Origin of the sequence: Pukyongia salina (assembly GCF_002966125.1) — a bacterium.
GTDB classification, from domain to species: domain Bacteria; phylum Bacteroidota; class Bacteroidia; order Flavobacteriales; family Flavobacteriaceae; genus Pukyongia; species Pukyongia salina.
Genome location: NZ_CP027062.1, coordinates 653219 through 673040 on the forward strand (window position 1 = coordinate 653219; position 19822 = coordinate 673040).

General features: G+C 43.7%; 20 protein-coding genes. 2 read left to right on the plus strand and 18 right to left on the minus strand.

Annotation, left to right across the window (positions count from 1 at the left end):
• Position 1 precedes the first annotated feature (1 nt).
• From C5O00_RS02980 to C5O00_RS03055, 16 genes are all read right to left on the minus strand, one after another.
• Complete coding sequence (locus C5O00_RS02980) at positions 2–1054, minus strand: branched-chain amino acid aminotransferase (protein WP_317046432.1); 1053 nt, start codon at positions 1052–1054, stop codon at positions 2–4.
• Between the two features lie 20 nt (positions 1055–1074).
• Entirely contained in the window at positions 1075–2364 is a 1290-nt protein-coding gene (locus tag C5O00_RS02985; protein ID WP_105214810.1) for a dihydrolipoamide acetyltransferase family protein, read from the minus strand.
• Positions 2361–2960, minus strand: coding sequence for an acyltransferase (locus C5O00_RS02990; RefSeq protein ID WP_105214812.1), 600 nt, complete (start codon positions 2958–2960; stop codon positions 2361–2363). The genes C5O00_RS02985 and C5O00_RS02990 overlap by 4 nt, the downstream gene beginning before the upstream one ends.
• Before the next feature lie 23 nt (positions 2961–2983).
• The gene (locus tag C5O00_RS02995; protein ID WP_105214813.1) at positions 2984–3736 is read right to left on the minus strand and encodes an enoyl-CoA hydratase/isomerase family protein; all 753 of its coding nucleotides are present in this window, start codon (positions 3734–3736) and stop codon (positions 2984–2986) included.
• A 12-nt stretch (positions 3737–3748) separates the two neighbouring features.
• A complete protein-coding gene (paaZ, locus tag C5O00_RS03000) occupies positions 3749–6244 on the minus strand; it encodes a phenylacetic acid degradation bifunctional protein PaaZ (RefSeq protein ID WP_105214815.1) in 2496 nt (831 codons plus the stop codon).
• Positions 6245–6271: 27 nt separating this feature from the next.
• Complete coding sequence (locus tag C5O00_RS03005; protein ID WP_105214817.1) at positions 6272–6871, minus strand: short chain dehydrogenase; 600 nt, start codon at positions 6869–6871, stop codon at positions 6272–6274.
• Positions 6872–6874: 3 nt separating this feature from the next.
• Complete coding sequence (gene pcaF / locus C5O00_RS03010) at positions 6875–8086, minus strand: 3-oxoadipyl-CoA thiolase (RefSeq protein WP_105214818.1); 1212 nt, start codon at positions 8084–8086, stop codon at positions 6875–6877.
• 65 nt (positions 8087–8151) lie between these two features.
• Positions 8152–8556, minus strand: a complete 405-nt coding sequence (locus tag C5O00_RS03015; protein ID WP_105217551.1) for a PaaI family thioesterase — start codon at positions 8554–8556, stop codon at positions 8152–8154.
• A gap of 4 nt (positions 8557–8560) precedes the next feature.
• Positions 8561–9721, minus strand: coding sequence for a 3-hydroxyacyl-CoA dehydrogenase NAD-binding domain-containing protein (locus C5O00_RS03020; protein WP_105214820.1), 1161 nt, complete (start codon positions 9719–9721; stop codon positions 8561–8563).
• Positions 9722–10504, minus strand: coding sequence for an enoyl-CoA hydratase-related protein (locus tag C5O00_RS03025; protein WP_105214821.1), 783 nt, complete (start codon positions 10502–10504; stop codon positions 9722–9724). It abuts the gene before it with no gap.
• A 4-nt stretch (positions 10505–10508) separates the two neighbouring features.
• Positions 10509–11009 carry a 1,2-phenylacetyl-CoA epoxidase subunit PaaD gene (gene paaD / locus C5O00_RS03030; protein WP_105217552.1) on the minus strand — a complete coding sequence of 167 codons (501 nt, stop codon included), beginning with the start codon at positions 11007–11009 and terminating at the stop codon, positions 10509–10511.
• A 4-nt stretch (positions 11010–11013) separates the two neighbouring features.
• Positions 11014–11769 carry a 1,2-phenylacetyl-CoA epoxidase subunit PaaC gene (gene paaC / locus C5O00_RS03035; RefSeq protein ID WP_105214823.1) on the minus strand — a complete coding sequence of 252 codons (756 nt, stop codon included), beginning with the start codon at positions 11767–11769 and terminating at the stop codon, positions 11014–11016.
• Entirely contained in the window at positions 11770–12054 is a 285-nt protein-coding gene (paaB, locus tag C5O00_RS03040) for a 1,2-phenylacetyl-CoA epoxidase subunit PaaB (RefSeq protein WP_105214825.1), read from the minus strand.
• 10 nt (positions 12055–12064) lie between these two features.
• Positions 12065–13021: a 1,2-phenylacetyl-CoA epoxidase subunit PaaA gene (gene paaA / locus C5O00_RS03045; RefSeq protein ID WP_105214827.1), complete on the minus strand. Its 957-nt coding sequence runs from the start codon at positions 13019–13021 to the stop codon at positions 12065–12067.
• 11 nt (positions 13022–13032) lie between these two features.
• Positions 13033–14106, minus strand: a complete 1074-nt coding sequence (locus C5O00_RS03050) for a 2Fe-2S iron-sulfur cluster-binding protein (RefSeq protein WP_105214829.1) — start codon at positions 14104–14106, stop codon at positions 13033–13035.
• Between the two features lie 63 nt (positions 14107–14169).
• Positions 14170–14739 (minus strand): TetR/AcrR family transcriptional regulator, encoded by a 570-nt coding sequence (locus C5O00_RS03055; protein WP_105214831.1) that lies wholly within the window; start codon positions 14737–14739, stop codon positions 14170–14172.
• 82 nt (positions 14740–14821) lie between these two features.
• Between C5O00_RS03055 and C5O00_RS03060 the strand changes: the two genes are divergently transcribed.
• Both C5O00_RS03060 and C5O00_RS03065 read left to right on the plus strand, forming a co-directional pair.
• Positions 14822–16585: an aromatic amino acid hydroxylase gene (locus tag C5O00_RS03060; RefSeq protein WP_105214833.1), complete on the plus strand. Its 1764-nt coding sequence runs from the start codon at positions 14822–14824 to the stop codon at positions 16583–16585.
• A 2-nt stretch (positions 16586–16587) separates the two neighbouring features.
• A complete protein-coding gene (locus tag C5O00_RS03065) occupies positions 16588–16893 on the plus strand; it encodes a rhodanese-like domain-containing protein (protein ID WP_105214835.1) in 306 nt (101 codons plus the stop codon).
• Here the strand turns inward: C5O00_RS03065 and C5O00_RS14445 are convergent.
• Positions 16890–17060 carry a hypothetical protein gene (locus C5O00_RS14445; RefSeq protein ID WP_158676768.1) on the minus strand — a complete coding sequence of 57 codons (171 nt, stop codon included), beginning with the start codon at positions 17058–17060 and terminating at the stop codon, positions 16890–16892. The genes C5O00_RS03065 and C5O00_RS14445 overlap by 4 nt on opposite strands.
• Positions 17061–17089: 29 nt before the next feature.
• On the minus strand, positions 17090–19816 hold the full coding sequence (locus C5O00_RS03070) for a TonB-dependent receptor (protein WP_105214837.1): 2727 nt from the start codon (positions 19814–19816) through the stop codon (positions 17090–17092).
• Positions 19817–19822: the final 6 nt, after the last annotated feature.

Sequence of the window (19822 nt, forward strand, 5' to 3'; positions counted from 1 at the left end):
TTTAATCGATCTTTACCATCCACCCAAACGGATCTTCTATCTTTCCTGTTTTTATTTTATTCAACGTTTCGTTTACATCCTGTCCAACCGGATGCTCATCGGAAATATGGATCACTTGGTCCTCACTACCTATAGCTTCAATATATGCGATCCCCACAGCGGTTCCTGTTCCGAAGGCCTCTTCAAGGGTCCCATTCTTTTCTGCTTCTAATATCTCATCAATGGTGATCGGCCTTTCAGTTACCTCGTAGCCTTTAAATTTTAAAAGTTCGATCACGCTTAAGCGAGTAATTCCATTTAATATCGCGCCATCAAGACTAGGAGTAATAAACGCACCGTTGATCTTAAAGAAGATATTCATAGTGCCCACTTCCTGAATATACTTATGCTCAATGGCGTCCAGCCACAGCACCTGGTCATACCCTTTGGCTTTCGCTATTTCTGTAGGCCGGATTGCCGCAGCGTAATTTCCTGCTGCTTTCGCTTCTCCGGTTCCTCCTTCCACCGCACGGATAAATTTCTTTTCGGCCCATAATTTTATGGGTTTACTGAAAAGTGGCCCCGAGGGTGAAGCAATGATCATAAATTTAAAACTGGTAGCTGCGCGCATTCCAATAAAGGGTTCATCGGCATACATAAACGGCCTTAAGTACAATGCACTGCCCTCCATTGGAGGAATCCAGTTACGCTCCATATCGACAAATGCCTTCAATCCTTCCACGAATAACTCTTCGGGAAATTCGGGCATACCCATTCGTCGTGCGCTAAAATTTAATCGTTCTGCGTTCTTATCGGGTCGAAAAATTAATGGCTTCCCGTCACTATCCAGCGTTGCCTTCATTCCTTCAAAAATGGCTTGCCCATAGTGCAAGGCCATCGCCGCAGGGTGAGTAGGAATATCGGAGAGTGGCTCTATTCGGGCCTGCTGCCATTTTCCATCCTTATAATCACAAATAAACATATGATCGGTAAAGGTTCTTCCTAGCGGAATCGAATTAAAATCCAATGACGCTAGTTTAGAATTAGTTGTTTTTTTAATACTGATTTGTTCCATGGTCTCCATCATTCTATTCTTTAAATTTTTCGTTTTAAGTTAAACTGTTCCATTTCGTCTGCGATCCTTCTTAAGAAAGATCCTGCCAGGTAGCCATCAACTATGCGATGATCGAAAGACAATGACAGGTACATCATCTGTCTAATTTCGATCGTATCACCATTCCTACCCTCCATTACTTCGGCTCGTTTTTTTATGATTCCTGTCGCCAGGATAGCTGCTTCTGGCTGATTGATTATGGGTGTTCCCATCAAACTCCCGAAGGTGCCTACATTACTGATAGTAAAAGTACTTCCTCGGGTATCGTCTGCAGACAACTTCCCGTCCCTTGCCTTGGCAACTAACTCATTAGTACTTGCTGCCAGTGCCGGGAGGTCGAGTTTATCGGCATTACGAACTACAGGAACGATCAAATTCCCGGAAGGTAAGGCTGTGGCCATACCTATATTAATGTCTTCTTTTACAATAATATTCTTCCCATCCAGAGAAGAATTTATCATAGGGTAAGCTTTAATTGCTTTAGCAATACATTCTATAAATAGCGGTGTAAAAGTTAATTTCTCTTTGTATTTATTCTGAAATTTCTCTTTAACCTCGTTTCGCCAGTTCACCATATCGGTAAGGTCTGCTTCCACGTAGGCAGTCACATGAGGAGAGGTATGTTTACTAAACACCATGTGGTCTGCTATCATCTGGCGCATACGATCCATTTCGATCACCTTCCCTGCACCCTTATCAAACTGAAGATCGGGCACTTTAAACCCTGGACTCTCCACAACCGGTTGAGCAAATTGGAATGGCCTGCCTTCAGCCAGATAATTCATAATATCACTTTTCCGAAGCCGGCCATCTTTTCCCGTCCCGGGTATCCTGGCAAGTTCTTCGTAACTAACATGATGTGCTCTTGCGATACTGTCTATCAACGGACTCACAAACACATTCTCATTCACCTTAAAATTGGTTGCCGGTACTGCTTTGGATTTTCTTTTAGGTTGAGATTTTGGAGTGCCGGTAGTTTTTTCGGTTTCCGTTGATTTTTTATCTTCTGAAGTTGTTTTAGGAACTTCCCCATCGGTTTTAATAATGGCGATCACCTCCCCTATCTCCACCACATCATTAGGCTGGTAAAGCAATTCAACTATTTCTCCCGAAACAGTCGAAGGAACTTCCGAATCAACCTTATCCGTCGCAACTTCCAGCAATATCTCATCAAATTCAATAGTATCCCCCACGCCCTTGAACCATTTGATTATGGCAGCCTGTGTAATACTTTCACCCATTTTGGGCATTTTAAATTCAAAATTGCTCATTCGTTCCTTTTAAATTGTTCCAATGTCTTATAAAAGTCCTCTTGAACAGGTCTGTTTTCAGGTATGGATCTAAGTGGTTCCACTTCTCTTAAACTTGCATGGCAATCTGTAGGCAGCTGCTGATACAATCGGGTTCCGGCAGTTTTCCATTCGATCATTTCATCCGAAACTTCTTTAATTGCCTTCGCCGGGTTTCCAACGATCAACTGCCTCTTTACAAATTTCGATTCGGCCTTCACAAAACTCATAGCACCTACAATACATTCATCTCCTATTTCGGAATCATCCATGATAACACTATTCATTCCCACCAGGCAATTCCTACCCAGGTTAGCGCCGTGAATTACAGCACCATGTCCCACGTGAGCTCCTTCTTTCAATACTATGCTCTTCCCGGGAAACATATGCACCGTACAATTCTCCTGAACATTCACCCCGTCTTCTAATACGATCTCACCCCAATCCCCGCGGATGGCCGCACCCGGACCGATGTAACAGTTCCTGCCAATGATAACGTTCCCGGTAACGGCCGCCAGCGGATGCACGAAACTGGATTCGTGTATTACCGGTATATGTCCTTTGAAACTGTATATCATTAGTAATTCCTGGTATTAGAGGGTTATTTAAATCGTTTTAATGTTTCTTTTGTAAATTCTGAAAGCACCAGCCTTCCGCTAATCGCTGCCCGTTCGGCCAAAAGCTCATCCCAGTCTTCAGTGCCTTTCCAAAAAACTGCCTTCATTTCCTTCATAGCATCAGGGTTATACGTGCAAAGCTGTTCGGCAAAATTCTGGACGGACTCATCCAGCTTTTCGGTGGACTCGAACACCTGGGCGTACAATCCTTTTTGCCGGGCCCATTCTGCATCGTAAAAACTGTTGGCATCGATCGCTATTTGCGACATCCCGCTCAATCCTAATTTTCGCTCTACTGCAGGACCAACCACAAACGGCCCTATCCCAACGTTCAACTCACTCAACTTGATAGAAGCAAATTTTGTGGCCATACAAAAATCGGTTGCCGAAGCCACCCCTACGCCTCCACCAACGGTCTTTCCTTGTATTCGCCCTATAATGAACTTAGGGCATTTACGCATGGCGTTTATTACATTGGCGAAACCACTAAAGAAGATTCGCCCCGTTTCGGCATCATTAATATTAATTAGTTCCTTGAAACTGGCACCTGCGCAAAAAGTTCGGTCACCTCCACTTTTTAAAACGATCACTTTCACCTCATCGTTTGCCCCCGCCCCGCTTATGGTCTCCGCCAATTGAGCCAACAGATCCCCTGGCAAGCTGTTATGAGCCGGATGAAAGAATTCGATGGTTGAAATACCGTTGTTTATATCTTCTTTTACGTATGGTGCGGTCATAAAAAATTAGATTTAGATCAGGTCAAATTGTTCGAAATGATGATTCAGGTGCTTACGTTCCATTAAGTACCATTCAAATCTGTTCAATTCTCCAAAGACAACATTCTTCGTTCGCGCATCAGGATTCGCTTTAAAATATTCTAAATATTCCTGTCTTGCTTCCTTGAATTTAGCTTTGGCAGTCTCGAGGTCCGGATGTCTTAATTGGTGCATCGCAGACTTCTCACGTAATGGGAAATCGTATCCCCGAGGCATTTTTTCGTAATTATAAAGGGTGGCATGTACTTTTTCCAGGATCTTATCGGGAGTGCTTATCTCGAAATCCTGGATCTCTCCCGATGCTATCCTGTAGGTATATTCCAAATGTTCTACCATTTGCTGAGGACTTAGATCCCCCCATTTAGGTATCGATTCTTCAGAAAGCTTATCGAGGCATTCATCTATTTTTTCGGTGGTCATTTCAACAAAGGTGGTTTGTTTCTTCTGAACCATGGTAAGTACGGTTACAATGGCCACCAGCTCATCTTCCGCATCGAAAACCTCCCCGTACCACTTCACGATACCGCTGGGAAGCTCGGTTCCCCGCTGATCGCGATCGATCTTTTGCTTGCAGGTAAGTCGCACATAGATTGTATCATTGTGATAGATCGGGCGTAGGAACCTACAATCCTCTAATCCGTAGTTCGCTGCAACAGGACCTTTATTTGGATAAACAAACAAACCTGCAGCAGCGGCTAGTAGGAAATAACCATGAGCGGTCCTCTTTTCGAAGATACTGCCATCCAGGGAAGTGATATCTGTATGAGCATAAAAATGATCCCAGGTTAAGTTGGCAAAATTAACGATATCACCATCTGTGATCGTTCGTTTGTGTGTTTTCAAGGACATGCCGGGTTCAATATCCTCCCAATGATATTTAAAGGGATGTTGTTCGGCTTCCGTGTAGGCGCCTTTGGGCTGATATATCCCGGTTACCTCCGTAAGTGTGGTGGGTGTTCCCTGTACTGCACATCGCTGTAAGTAATGCTTTACTCCACGCATACCTCCCATTTCTTCGCCACCCCCGGCTCTACCGGGTCCGCCGTGAATAAGGGTAGGTAAAGGAGAGCCATGGCCAGTACTTAAACGTGCGTTCTCCCTGTTCAGCACTAATATTCTCCCGTGATGAGATGCCGCGCCAATCACATATTCCTTTGCTATCTTATCATCGAAAGTTGCTATAGAGGAAACCAGAGATCCTTTCCCCATCTGTGCTAAAGTAATCGCCTCATTAAGATCTTTATAAGGCATTAACGTACTTACGGGACCAAAGGCTTCTATCACATGGGCAGCCTCATTCTTAAAAGGATCGTTCTCCCGCAGTAAAATTGGTTTTAGGAACGCACCTTTCTTAGCATCGGCGCCAATCGTTTCCACATTTTCCAGGTCCCCATAAACTATCTCGGCCGTAGAGGCTATCTTCCCAATCTGTTCTTTTACAGATTGTCGCTGTGCGTCGCTCACTAAAGCACCCATACGCACTTCTTGTAATCTGGGGTCTCCTATTGTTACCTTATCCAATTGTTTCCCCAACTCGATCTGCACATCTTCCATTAATTTTTCAGGCACAATAATTCGGCGGATCGCGGTACATTTCTGACCCGCTTTTACCGTCATTTCCTTTCTCACTTCCTTGATAAAGAGATCGAATTCCGGAGTGCCGGGGACAGCGTCTTCGGCTAAAACAGATGCATTCAAAGAATCTGCCTCCATGGTGAACGGAACAGCTTCCTCTATGATCTGTGGGTGGTTCTTCAGTTTTCGTCCTGTACTTGCCGACCCTGTAAAGGTTACCACATCCTGGGATTGGACAGTATCCAGGATATTTCGCGCGGTGCCGCTAATAAGCTGCAGAGAGCCTTCAGGAAGAATTCCGGAAGCAACAATTTCTTTAACAACTGCTTCGGTTAAGTATGCTGTCTGAGGTGCAGGTAGTACAACTGCCGGCATCCCTGCCATCCAGTTTACGGCGCATTTCTCTAACATTCCCCACACCGGGAAATTAAATGCATTGATGTGTACTACTACCCCTTGCCTTGGCACCATGATATGATGTGCCATAAAGCGACCTCCTCGGGAAAGGTCGATAGGTTCTCCTTCCACATGATACGACTGATTGGGAAACAATTTCCTCAAAGAGGCATTGGCAAAAAGATTTCCGAAGCCTCCTTCAATATCGATCCAGCTATCTACTTTGGTCGCGCCAGTACGATAGCTAAGTTCGTAGAATTGATCTTTTTTCTTAGTGAGATATAAGGCCAGTTTTTTCAGCATTAACCCTCGCTGTTGAAAAGTCATTTTCCGGAGTGTTTCTCCTTTTTCCCTTCCATACTGAAGAATGGACGGGATATCCAGGCCTTCCACCGTTACGGAAGTGAACTGTTCTCCTGTTACCGAATCGAATACCGGAGAACCGTCACCAGTCCCGTCTACCCATTGCCCTGTAACATAATGTTGTGTTTTATTCATTTTTTCGAAGTCTTTGCTCAGTTCTACTTATTCTATCACTCGAATCACCTGTCCGTTTATTTTGCCTTCCACACTTTTAATATATCCGTTCACAACTTTATTCATAGACACCGGGTTATGACCCGGGAAGTAATCTTTATATTTTTCATATGCATCCTCTACTACACCAGCCGAAACCGCATTCACCCTAACATTATCAAGTTCGAGAACCACAGCTTTAACAAAGCTATGGATGGCCCCATTCACCATTGCGGCACTAGTGGTCATTTCAACCGGGTCGTCTGCCAGGATACCTGTGGTTAATGTTATGGAGCCTCCGGGGTTGATAAATTCCTTTCCAACCTTCACCAGGTTTACCTGTCCCATTAATTTGCTTTTTATACCTACATAGAAATCTTCTTCACTCAATTTGTCGAAATGATCCCACTTTGCTTCCCCTGCAATGCAAACCACAGCGTCCAATTTCCCAACCGAATCGAACATGCGACGAACCGATTCCAAATCGGCAATATCGACCGTAACATCACCCGATGTTCTTCCGGCAATGATCACTTCATGCTTCTCCTCCAACCGCGATGTGACCGTACGCCCTATAGTTCCGTTTCCACCTATAATTAGTATTCTCATTAATTACAAATTTGGGTTTTCAATGATCGCTGCATATCCTTGGCCTACACCTACGCACATAGTGATCAAGGCATATCGTTTGTTCTGTTGTTGTAATTCCAGCGCGGCAGAATAGGCTATCCGAGCTCCGGTTACGCCCAGGGGATGTCCAATAGCGATGGAACCACCGTTAGGATTGATCCTGGGATCGTCGTCTGCCAGACCCCATTCTCTAATGCATGCAAGGGCTTGAGACGCAAATGCTTCATTTAATTCGATAACATCTATATCGTCCATGGATAATCCTGCTTTGGAAAGCGCTTTGTTCGAGGCCTCTACGGGTCCAATACCCATGATCCTGGGCTCGACGCCAACAACCGCAGAACTTACGATCCTCGCAAGGGGCTTGAGATCGTATTTTTTTAAGGCTTCTTCAGAAGCAATGATGGTCGCAGCAGCACCGTCGTTCAGGCCCGAACTATTTCCTGCAGTCACACTGCCATCTTTTTTGAACGCCGGTCTCAGTTTCGCCAGAATTTCTTTGGTAGTTGCAGGTTTCACAAATTCATCTTCAGAAAAGATTATGGGATCCTTTTTTCGCTGTGGGATCACCACATCTACTATTTCCATGCCCAACCTCCCGTTTTGTTGCGCTTTTGTCGCTTTCATCTGACTCCAATAGGCAAATGCATCCTGATCTTCCCGAGTGATCTTGTATTTTTCTACCAGGTTCTCGGCAGTATTTCCCATTCCATCGGTTCCGTATAGCTCATGCATCTTTGCGTTCACAAAGCGCCAACCAAAACTGGAATCGTACATCTTGGCGTCGTTTCCGTAGGCCGATGACGGTTTCGCGATCACATAAGGTCCGCGTGTCATGTTTTCAACTCCTCCCGCAATGAAAAGATCGCCATCTCCAGCTTTAATCGCTCTATTGGCGTGAATAATAGCTGAGAGCCCGCTGCTGCACAGTCTGTTGACTGTTTCACCGGGAACGGTGAATGGCAGTCCGGCCAGCAGCAGCGCCATACGAGCAACATTCCTGTTATCTTCCCCCGCCTGATTCGCACATCCCATGATCACATCGTCATAATCTTCCATAGGAATATTGGGGTTCCTTTTGGTAACTTCCTCAATTACCAGGGCCCCCAGATCGTCTGTTCTCACCTGGCTAAGGGTACCTTTATAATTCCCTATAGGGGTTCTTATTCCGTCAATTATAAATGCATCTTTCATTCGTTCAATTTTTCTTTGCCCACCGCTATTTGGACGGCTTATCATTATAGGGCTTTATTTCAGTTTTACTCCCAGTCTTTAGCTGTTCTGTAGACCACTCCTTTAAAAAGTGCGACCATTTCATCACCTCTTTTTACTTCAATAACATTAAAGCCTAATTTAGTTTTTGTCACGTCGATCACAGCTTCCGCTATCAAGTAATCTCCGGCTTCCACGGCCTCGATATGATTTATAGAAGTTTCTATGGAAACGGCAAATTTTCCATGGGTGTTGGCAGCAAAACCAAAGGCAGTATCGGCAAGCGCGTATGTAATTCCGCCATGTGCCTTACCCATACTATTTAGCATCTCCTCCCGCACGGTCATGGCCACTCTGCATCTTCCTATCTCACACTCCAGGATCTCTATACCCAACCAGCTACTGAACGGGTCCAGAGATAGCATCTTATAGGGTATGGATGTTCCTTCCATCATTTTAAAAAAATGAATTTTGTTCTTTATTCATTCGGCGTAAAAGCGGACTACACCTGTACCGGTCCTCCCGGTATTCCTCGTATAAAGCATCCAGCTTCATTACGCACCAGTCTATTCCTTTCTCGTCTGCCCAGGCCAATAAACCTTTAGGGTAATTCACGCCCTTGGTCATAGCATTATCTATATCCTCGGCCGATGCTATGTTCCAGAACAATGCGTCCGCGGCTTCATTGATAAGCATTACAAGTACCCGATCGAAAATTTTCTGGGCAAGACCAACATCCTCATTTGGCTTAGGATTTACTGCACCTTCTTTATAATTATAATATCCTTTTCCTGTTTTTCGTCCCAGAAAACCGGCTTCGCTCAATCGTTTCTGTGTAAAGGACGGTTTGTACCTCGGATCGTAATAAAAGGCTTCGAAGACAGTCTCTGTAACAGTATAATTGATATCATTTCCTATAAAATCCATTAATTCAAAAGGACCCATTCTAAACCCTCCCAGCGATCTCATAGCCCAGTCTATGGTGGCAAAATCTGCAATTCCCTCTTCATAGATGCGCAGGGATTCACCATAAAATGGTCTGGCTACACGGTTTACGATAAATCCTGGGGTGTCCTTGGTAACCGCTATTGTCTTACCCCAGTTGCTTATATTTTTAATGGTGCTTTTTAAAGTATTTTCTGAAGTCTGTACCGCAGGAATCACCTCTACCAACTTCATGAGGGGTGCGGGATTGAAAAAATGAATCCCGATACATCGCTTTGGATTATCGAGGGAAGATGCAATAGACGCAATGGAAAGCGAAGAGGTATTAGTAGCAATGATGGCATCTTTGGCGACTATCTTTTGTAGTTTCTGAAATAGCTCCTTCTTGATCTGCAAATCTTCGATGATCGCTTCGATGATCAGTTCCGAATTCGCCAAACTTTCGAGACTGCTTACATATTTTATATTATCGCGGATCCTCGACTTTTCACTTTCGTCTATCCGGCCTTTTTCGATCAACCTGTTTAGTATTTTCGCCAGGGAATCCTCTGCTTTTCTCAGGGCATCCGGATTAGCATCATAGATACACACCATACACCCAGCAGTTGCTGCAACCTGTGCGATGCCACTACCCATAGTACCAGAGCCTATTATACCTACCGTTTCGATCATTTAATTTCCTTTAAATTTTGGCTTTCGTTTTTCCACAAAGGCTGCCACACCCTCGGCATAATCTTCGGTTTGAGCCGACGCAATTTGCAATTTAGATTCCATCGATAATTGTTCTTCTAAGGTGTTTTCCATAGAAGCATTGAGTAATTGCTTAGTGTAGCCCAGAGCTTTTGTAGGCATCATTGCAAGCGTTGATGAAATTTCCTTAATGGTTTCAGAAAAACTATCCTGCGACACTACCTTATAAACCATCCCCAATCGTTCTGCTTCTTCGGCACTTACTTTATCTCCTAACATCATTAGGGCAGATGCTTTCTGAAATCCAATCAGCCGGGGTAAAAAGAAAGTTCCGGCGCTATCCGGAACCAACCCAATTTTGCTAAACGCCTGAATAAAAGCAGCACCTTCAACCGCAATAACGATATCACAGGCTAGTGCGATATTAGCACCGGCTCCCGCTGCCACCCCATTCACGGCTGCGATGATGGGTTTATTTATCGCACGAATTCTCCTAATAATGGGATTGTAATGTTCTTCAAGTATTTTCCTGAATCCGGGGTTCAATTCGGGAGAAGTCACTTCTTTAAGGTCTTGTCCGGCACAAAATGCCTTTCCATTCCCAGTGATCACAATGGCGCGGATGTTTTGATCGGCTTCACATTGGTCGAGTTCAGATTGAAATAAGAGTGCCATTTCGCGGTTAAAACTGTTAAAAACCTCAGGTCTGTTAAGTCTTAGCCAGGCTACTCCATTTTCTATTTCCTTCTGAATATATGTACTCATATTTTTACTTTAAACATTTAAAATAATCGAAAGGCTCCATACAATCTTCACATTGAAAAAGAGCTTTACAGGCGGTGGAACCAAACTGACTTACAAGTCGTGTATGTGTACTTCCACAGTTGGTGCATTTCACCAGGGGTTTATTTCCCAGCAAAGCCTCCTTGTCTGCAGTCTCCTCTAAAGGTGCCGCAATCCCATAGGCTTCCATTTTACGTTTTCCCTCTTCGCTGATCCAGTCTGTAGACCAGGCAGGGGCCAACACCAATGTAATTTCGGCTTTCATCCCTCTCTTTAAAAAAGCGGCCTTGATATCATCGCCTATCACGTCCATGGCCGGGCACCCGGAGTAGGTAGGTGTGAGTTTAATCATCACCTTCCCGTTTCTTATTACCGCTTCTCTAATAACACCCAGATCCAAAACCGTTAGCACCGGGATCTCCGGGTCTGCCACCTCATCCAGGATTGGAATAAGTTCTGCGTCGATATTGGGATGCAGGTCGATCATCATATTACCAGGTCATATTAGGATAGGTACGCTGCATATATTGCAATTCGGTTAAAATGTACCCCATATGTTCCGTATGAATCCCTTGTTTTCCACCTCTTTTGGAGTATGGGTTATCGGGTATTGTTAGGGTTGCTTCTTCAAGAACTTCTGAAATTTGTTTGTAGTAGTCATCTTTCAAAGTTGTCATATCCACACCAATCCCTTGATCTGCTATCTTTTTATCCGAATCTGTCATATCGAAAAGTTCATCGGTATAAGGCCAGAAATGATCGATAGCTTCCTGTATATTTTGTTTACTTTCATCTGTTCCATCACCCAGGCGTTTTAGCCAATCGCCAGAAAAACGTTTGTGATAGCTCACTTCCTTCACTCCTTTTCTCGCAATTGCCACCAGCATTTCGTCCTTACTATGTTGTAAGGCGTTCATTAACTGAAGATGGTAAACATCGAACAGGAATTGCCTGGCAATTACATGTCCAAAATGAGTATTGGGCTGCTCTACCAGAAGTACATTTTTATAATCCCTTTCGTTGCGAAGCATGGCAATATCATCCTCGGTTCTTCCATCACCAGCTATTTTAGCCGCGTATTGATAATAACTTCGTGTTTGCCCGAACAGATCCAGGGCAATATTGGTAAGTGCTATATCGGTTTCCAGATTAGGTCCGTGACCACATAGCTCACCTAAACGCTGCCCTAGAATAAGTGAATTATCTGCTACTCCGAGTATATAATTGTATAGGTCCTGATCTTTCATTTACATATGTTTTACTTCGTCCGGGAGATCATAAAATGTAGGATGTCTGTAAATTTTGTCCTGAGCCGGTTCGAAGAACTCTCCATTGTCGGCCGGATTTGAGGCAGTGATATACTTACTCTCCACCACCCAGATACTTACACCTTCGTTCCTTCTGGTATATACATCTCTTGCGTTTTCCAGTGCCATTTCGGCGTCTGCAGCATGCAGACTTCCAAAATGACGATGTTCAAGACCGTTCTTCGATCTTACGAATACCTCCCATAATGGCCAATCTTTTTTCATATCTAACTCTTTAACTTGCTTTTGCTACTTTTTTCTTCGCCTGCTTCTCTGCATAGGCCATGGCGGCTTCCCGTACCCAGCTTCCTCTTTCCCAGGCGCCAACTCTGGCCTCCATCCGTTCTTTATTACAGGGTCCGTGACCCTTTACTACCTGCCAGAATTCATCCCAGTCGATCTCGCCAAAATCGTAATGCCCTGTTTCGGGATTAAATTTCAGGTCGGGGTCCGGAACCGTGATCCCTAAAATATCCGCCTGCGGAACAGTTTGGTCCACAAACTGCTGCCGTAATTCATCGTTGGTCTTTCGTTTTAACTTCCATTTCATCGATTGTTCGGTATGCGGCGAATCGGCATCTCTCGGTCCAAACATCATCAGGCTTGGCCACCACCATCTGTTTAAGGCATCCTGGGCCATAGCTTTTTGTTCGGGCGTTCCATTGCACAAAGTGAGCATGATCTCATACCCTTGTCGCTGATGGAAACTTTCCTCTTTGCATATTCGAACCATCGCTCTTGCATAAGGACCGAATGAAGTTGTACATAAGGCTACCTGGTTAATAATAGCAGCCCCGTCCACCAGCCACCCTATCGCGCCAATATCTGCCCATGTAACGGAAGGATAATTGAAGATAGAAGAATATTTAGCCTTACCACTGTGCAGTTGGTCAAACAATTCTTCGCGTGAGATCCCAAGTGTTTCGGTAGCAGAATACAAATACAAACCATGTCCTGCTTCATCCTGAACCTTGGCCAAGAGCGCTGCTTTACGTCTAAGCGATGGTGCCCGTGTGATCCAGTTGCCTTCCGGCAACATGCCCACTATTTCCGAGTGTGCGTGCTGTGAGATCTGCCTTATATGGGTTTGCCTGTACTTTTCCGGCATCCAGTCTTTAGGCTCAATTTTTTCATCGCGAGCTATACGCGCTTCAAAAATAGCTTCCAGGTTCTTTACTTCTTTTTCACTCATGTCGTTTATTTTTAGACGTCAAAATCTACTTTTACTTTATCTGTGATTGGCACCGACTGGCAACTCAATACATAATCCTGAGCCAATTCGTCTTCTTCAAGGGCGTAATTCACCTTCATCTCCACCTCACCATCTATCACCTTACACTTACATGTGCTGCAAACACCACCTTTACAGGCAAATGGAAGATCGGCTCCGGCTCCAAGGGCAGCATCCAGGATGTTGTCGTAATCTTTGGTCATCGTAAAATGGAACTCTTTTCCACCATCTATAATTGTGAGTTCTACTCCTTCCACATTTTGCTGGGCGAGACGCTCGGCTCTCATCTTATCTTCTTCAGAAAGACCCGTAACGAACAACTCGAAATGGATCATTTCTTTTGGTAAACCTGCTTTCACCAGGTAATCACTTACATAATGTACCATATCCTCCGGGCCACATAGAAATACCTCACTCGTATCCGGAATATCTATAAAGGTGGAGCAAAGGACCTTCATTCTATCATCATCAAATCTGCCATTGAAAAGGTCTATGTCCCTTCTCTCTTTTGTAAGAAAATAATATATTTCCAGGCGGCCGAAATAGGTATTCCGAAGCTGTTCCAATTCTTCCTTAAAGATAATGGATTTGGCTGTCTTATTAACATAAAACAACTTACAGGTTGCATGCGGCTCGGCAGCGAGATGGGTCTTGATCATCGATATGATAGGAGTGATCCCACTACCTGCCGAAAAGAACAGGTAATTCTTCGGTTTTGTAGGATTGAGATCCACGCCAAATGTACCGCTAGGAGGCATCACCTGGATAGTATCACCGGTTTTTAATTCTGAATTTACATAGGTAGAGAATTTCCCGCCGGGTATCTGCTTTACCGCCACACTCCACTTATCCTCCATCGGACTTGAACACAAACTATACGATCTTCGTATATCTTCTCCGTCTATATCGGCTTTCAAGGTTAAATGCTGTCCCTGGTGATATGAAAAGGCTTCCTTTATATCTTCAGGGACATCAAAACTAATAACAGAGCAATCGTCTGTCTCCTTGTAAATATTCTTTATCCTTAATGTATGAAATATGGCCACATCTCTTATTTTTCGGCTAACAAAACTAACGTTTGTTAGTTACATATGCAAGTTAATAATTTGCTAAACAATTCCTTCCAGCAATACTGCTACCATGTCTTTTTTCAGGACATTCACGTCCAGTTTGCCTCTTTTCTGATACCACAGGTAGAGGGTGCGTAGCGTAGACAGTATTGAGAACAATATAACTTCAGGATGTCGGGGTTTAAGATCTCCTTCTTCAATGCCTTGTTTTATGATCTTTCTGAAATTATCTTCGTAATCCTCGCGCATCCGAACAAAATTGGACAAATCCTCATTTTCAAGATGCATCCAGTCGTTATTTAGAGCTGCAAGTGCTTCCGAATGATTTACCGTGATGTCTATATGCATCTCTATCACTTCTTTGATCTTATCTAGAGGTGTTCCTCCGGAGTCTATCACCGCCTGCATCCCCGAGGTAAATTTTCTCGCGAGATATAAGATGAGTGTTGATAGAATTTCCTGCTTACCGGAAATATGATTGTATAGGCTCGCAGCTTTTATTCCCATTTCCTGGGCGATGTCGCGCATGGAAACAGCATTATACCCTTTTTCCTTAAAAAGTGAAGATGCGACGGCTACGATTTCTTCCTTACGGGTTGCTGTGTTCATTTACATTGCAAGATAACGAAATCGCGTTTAAAAGTCTAAGGCTTTTGGAAAGCTCCGATGGCTGTAGTACTTTTGAAAGCTTATGGAAGAACGCTACGAAAGTAACGAGTTGATAGAGCGCTTACCACCTCATCTGAAGCAATTTATCAAACCGCAAAATTATGAGGATTATACGGCTGTCGATCAGGCCGTGTGGCGCTATGTAATGCGAAAAAATGTGGATTATCTCAGCCAGGTAGCACATGAGAGCTATCTGGACGGATTAAGAAAGACCGGGATCTCTATAGACAGCATACCTTCCATGTACGGGATGAACCGTATCCTAAAGGAAATTGGCTGGGCGGCCGTGGCTGTTGATGGTTTTATCCCTCCGAATGCTTTTATGGAATTCCAGGCTTATAAGATCCTGGTAATTGCCAGTGACATACGCCAGCTTGAAAACATCGAATATACTCCTGCCCCAGACATCATTCATGAAGGTGCCGGACATGCCCCAATTATAGCAAGCCCGGATTATGCCGAGTATCTAAGGCGTTTCGGAGAGATAGGCGCCAAGGCGATCACCAGTGCACATGATAACGAAATGTACGAAGCAGTACGAGAACTCTCTATTCTCAAAGAAGCTCATAATTCTTCCGTGGAAGACCTGGAGGACAAGATCAGGGCAGCTGAACAAAAAGTGGATGCGCTTCAGCAGAAAAAAGTAGAACCATCCGAAATGGCACTCATCCGTAATCTACACTGGTGGACGGTAGAATACGGTCTTGTTGGCACTGTTGATAACCCAAAGATCTACGGAGCCGGACTGTTGTCGTCCATAGGTGAAAGCGCATGGTGCATGAAACCGGAAGTGAAGAAACTGCCGTACACTATAGATGCGGCCTACCAGGAATTCGACATTACAAAACCGCAACCCCAACTATACGTCACACCGGATTTTGCTTACCTGCAGGAAGTACTTGAGGAGTTTGCAAATACCATGGCTGTGCGAAAAGGTGGCTGGCGGGGCTTAAAAAAACTTATTGGCAGCAAACAACTGGGCACTATAGAATTAAGTACTGGCTTACAAGTAAGTGGAGTGTTTACCCGAATGATCCAAAATGAGGATAATGAAGTTGTCTATTTTGAAACAGAGGGTGAAACGGCTCTTGCATACCGGGAGAAGGAGGTGATCGGACATGGTATTAGCCGTCACAAGAATGGATTCCGTTCACCCTTGGGGAAGTTGAAAGGAATTAACTTATCGATCGAGAATATGGGCCCCAGAGATCTTCAGGCGTATAATTTCTACGATGGAAAACCCATTTCCTTCGAATTTGAAAGTGGAATTACCGTAGATGGCCTCAATGTTACAGGTATGCGAAACCTCAGCGGCAAATTAATGCTTATCCAATTTACCGATTGTACGGTACGTTACCGGGAAGAGATCCTATTTTCTCCCGAAATGGGCGATTTCGATATGGCGGTAGGAAAAGAGATCGTTTCGGCTTTCGCGGGCGCGGCAGATTATCGCTCCTACGATGTACTATCTCATACACTAAGTGGCACCGAAACGGTTCGTGTGTCCCTTTCAGAAGCGGAAAAAAAACGCAACCAGCTTTATCAAAAAGTTCGGGAACAGAGAGAGAGCAATGCGATAGACTTACCAGCACTTACTTCAATCTTTAAAATTTTATCGCAGGAATTCCCGGAAGACTGGCTGTTAAGTCTCGAAATTCTGGATCTCACACGAGGCAAAGACGATTCGTTTTCAGAAAAAATAATAGAACACCTAACCACTGTAAAAAAGAATAGGCCTGAAGTAGCTCATCTTATAGACAATGGCCTTTCTTTAATCAATAAATAATTATGGGACTTTTAGATTTTCTCTTCGGAAATAAAACAAAGAAAATTGAGGAATTCATTGAAAAGGATGCGGTCATCCTGGATGTACGAACCAAAGCCGAATACGATGGAGGAGCCATCCCGGGATCGAAGAATATACCCTTGCAACAGCTATCGGTACAACTTTCAGAAATAAAAAAATGGAAAAAACCTGTAATCACCTGCTGCGCCAGTGGGATGCGATCGGGAAGCGCCGCCACTATCCTTCGAAACAATGATATAGAAGCTGTAAACGGTGGCGGATGGGCCAGCCTTCAGAAAAAACTCTAAGAATCTTTCTCCTTCTCTTTTTCTTTCTTCTTTCGGGCGCGTTTTGGTTCCAGTACAAATACATAATAAAACAAAGCCACACAAAAGATACCCATTGCTAAATACCCCAATAATCGACCTTGTGCTTCGGCCTGGGATTGTACGGTAAGTAAGGCGAGAGAATTCATATTAATATTTAGGTTTTTTTATGAACGGCCTACAAGTCATACTTCACCACCAGCATCAATATTCTCGGCAAAACGTAATATTGAGAAGTGGTGTTGAACTGCTCATTAAAGCTGTCGTTGTTCGTGAATTCGGTGTCTAATATATTGGTCGCCTGAATTGAGAATTCCCACGGACTTTCCCCCTCCTGATAATACAAATTGGCATTGAAGAACGAATAGGTGTTGTCTACCGTGTTCTCTTCGTTAGAATAGTTATAATAGTCCCACTCTGCATTGAATGAAAAGTGTTTCAGGAAACGGAGATCCATATTTGCGTAGGGCCTTTGGGTATAAAAGGTCTGTTCCAGGCCACCGTTATCATAACGGTTTACAGTGAGCCTGTATCCCACTTCGAAATTAGGCCACTCTCTGAAATTAGAGCGAATACTACCTCTATATCCCTGCGTAAGGCTTTCGCTTTCTGTAATGATATCGTTAATAAGGTTGTTCGACTTGCTTAGGGTTACATTAGCGTTTAAGTTGAACTGGATCTTTTTTATGGTTTTACTGAATCGTGCAGCAGCCGAGAATGTCTCGTCCGGGAAATTACTATCAATATTAAACAGGCTTCCCACTCGGTTAATCCCAATAACCTCCGAATTGTTCTTGAAACCTTCAATTCGGCGTGTATAATTGAGAGATCCGCTAATGTTGGTATAATTGAATAAATTGAAACTAAAATAGTTGAGGCTATATTGATGTGAAAGGGCATTCTCAAGGTTTCTGTTACCCCTGAACATACTGTTGTAATTATTAAACACAAATGCCTCGGCATAGTTATTTATATCGGTATACTCTGCAGAGATCGAGTAGTTAAACCTGAGGCTTTCACTTTTTTTAATATTCCAGATCGCGTTAAAATCGGGTAGCACCATCCAGTCATTCTGGGTAACCGTTGTTCCCAGTTGTTCGTTCTTCAGGTTATAATTATGAAGCGTTAATCCCGGAGTGAAGATAAACTCGCCTGTTTTCACTTTGTAATGCAAACCAAGGAATGCATCGGTAAATCCGTAGGTAACATCGTTAACCAGGGGTAGATTTTCTCCGTCTATTTCGGGAGTCTCTGTGAAATTAAGCATACCTCCGCCATTGAGAAGCTGAAATATATTCGAATCGAATTGCTGGTTACTGTAAGTGGCACCCAGGGTGAAATTTATGTTACTGGTATTATTCAGCACATAGTAATAATCGATCTTCGCGTCCAGTTTGTTGGTTTTTATATTTTTCTGCTGATTTATATTGTAGCGGTTCTGGGTAGAATCCACAGGAATAATTCCACTAAAAGGGAGCAGATCTGTTATGGCATTGTAAAAAGGGTCCTCATCCTGCCACAGGTGTTGTAACTGCCCCGCAAAAATGTTATTGTCGTCCAGCGTATAATACGCATTCACATTTTGATTGATAGAATAGGGTTTATTCTCTTTGGCCTCCTCAATATTATTGGTAGAATCGACAAACTGTGAGAGTGTGTTATCGTCTTCAGTTTGTTTGGATATTTTAAATATCGCGTCATAATCCAGCTGGAAATCGGTATTAGGCTTATACACACTACTTAATTTCATCATGGCCAACTGGCTCCTCTGATCGTTCACACTAGCCGTGGTTTCGGTAACGCCCGAGGCTATATACTGTCTTATGGAATTATTTACAATATTGGTTCGGTTATCAGATAGTATAGCAAAACCACTAAGATCAAGCTTGCTGTTCGCCCTCCAGCTAAAATTTCCTGCCAGGAACTTGGTCTCTATTTCATTGGCCCTGTTATTTTGTGCTACGGCAAATCCCAGGTCGCTTTGGCTGATATTAAAATTGGTCCCGCCTCCGCGATTAAAATTTCTAAAGCCCCCGGTAAAGTTGAAATAATCTCTCCAGGAAAAGGGCACTTCACCTATGTCGTTGAAATCGGTAATCAGGTTGATGCTGTACTCCGGACTGTAATAGAATAACTTCGGGTGTACAAGGTATTTTGCATTATCATCGCTGTCTATACCCGCTCCGGCAGTTACTTCTCCAAACCAGAAATTCTTTTTTCCTTCCTTTAGTTTAATATTAATGGCCACATTGTCCTGATCGTTGCCAAGGCCTCTCATCTGGTCCACTTCATTATAATTACGCAGCACCTCAACTTTATCTACCGCGTCTGCCGGGATGTTTTTAGTTGCCAATTTAGAATCCCCATCGAAAAAATCCTTTCCTTCCACCATTACTTTGGTAACGGCCTTTCCTTCAACTTCTATCTCCCCATCATCATTAACCTCAACTCCCGGAAGTTTTTTCATCACATCTCCCAATTTTCGTTCATCACCACTGGTAAACGAATCGGCATTATAAACAATAGTATCCCCTTTTACGGTTACGGGCATTTCGTAAACGATCTCTACCCCGTCTAATTCGGTAGATATTGATTTCAGCACGAAATCTATTTTCATATTTTCGGCATCCTCGGGAACGGTAAGAGATCTGGTTACGGTTTCAAAGCCCAGAAAACTGGCTCGAAGGGTATAGGTTTCCCCTTTTGGTAGATCGAGTTGGTATAAGCCGTCTTCGTTTGTGATTCCGTAAGACTCGATATCTCCGCTTGCCTCTATCGTGGCGATCACATTTGCAAATTCAAGGGGCTCACTCAAGGTGTCCTGGATGACTCCACGAACTTTTATACTTTGAGCACTAAGAGAAGTGGCGAACAGTAATACTGCCGCAATAAGTAGTTTTTTCATCTATAT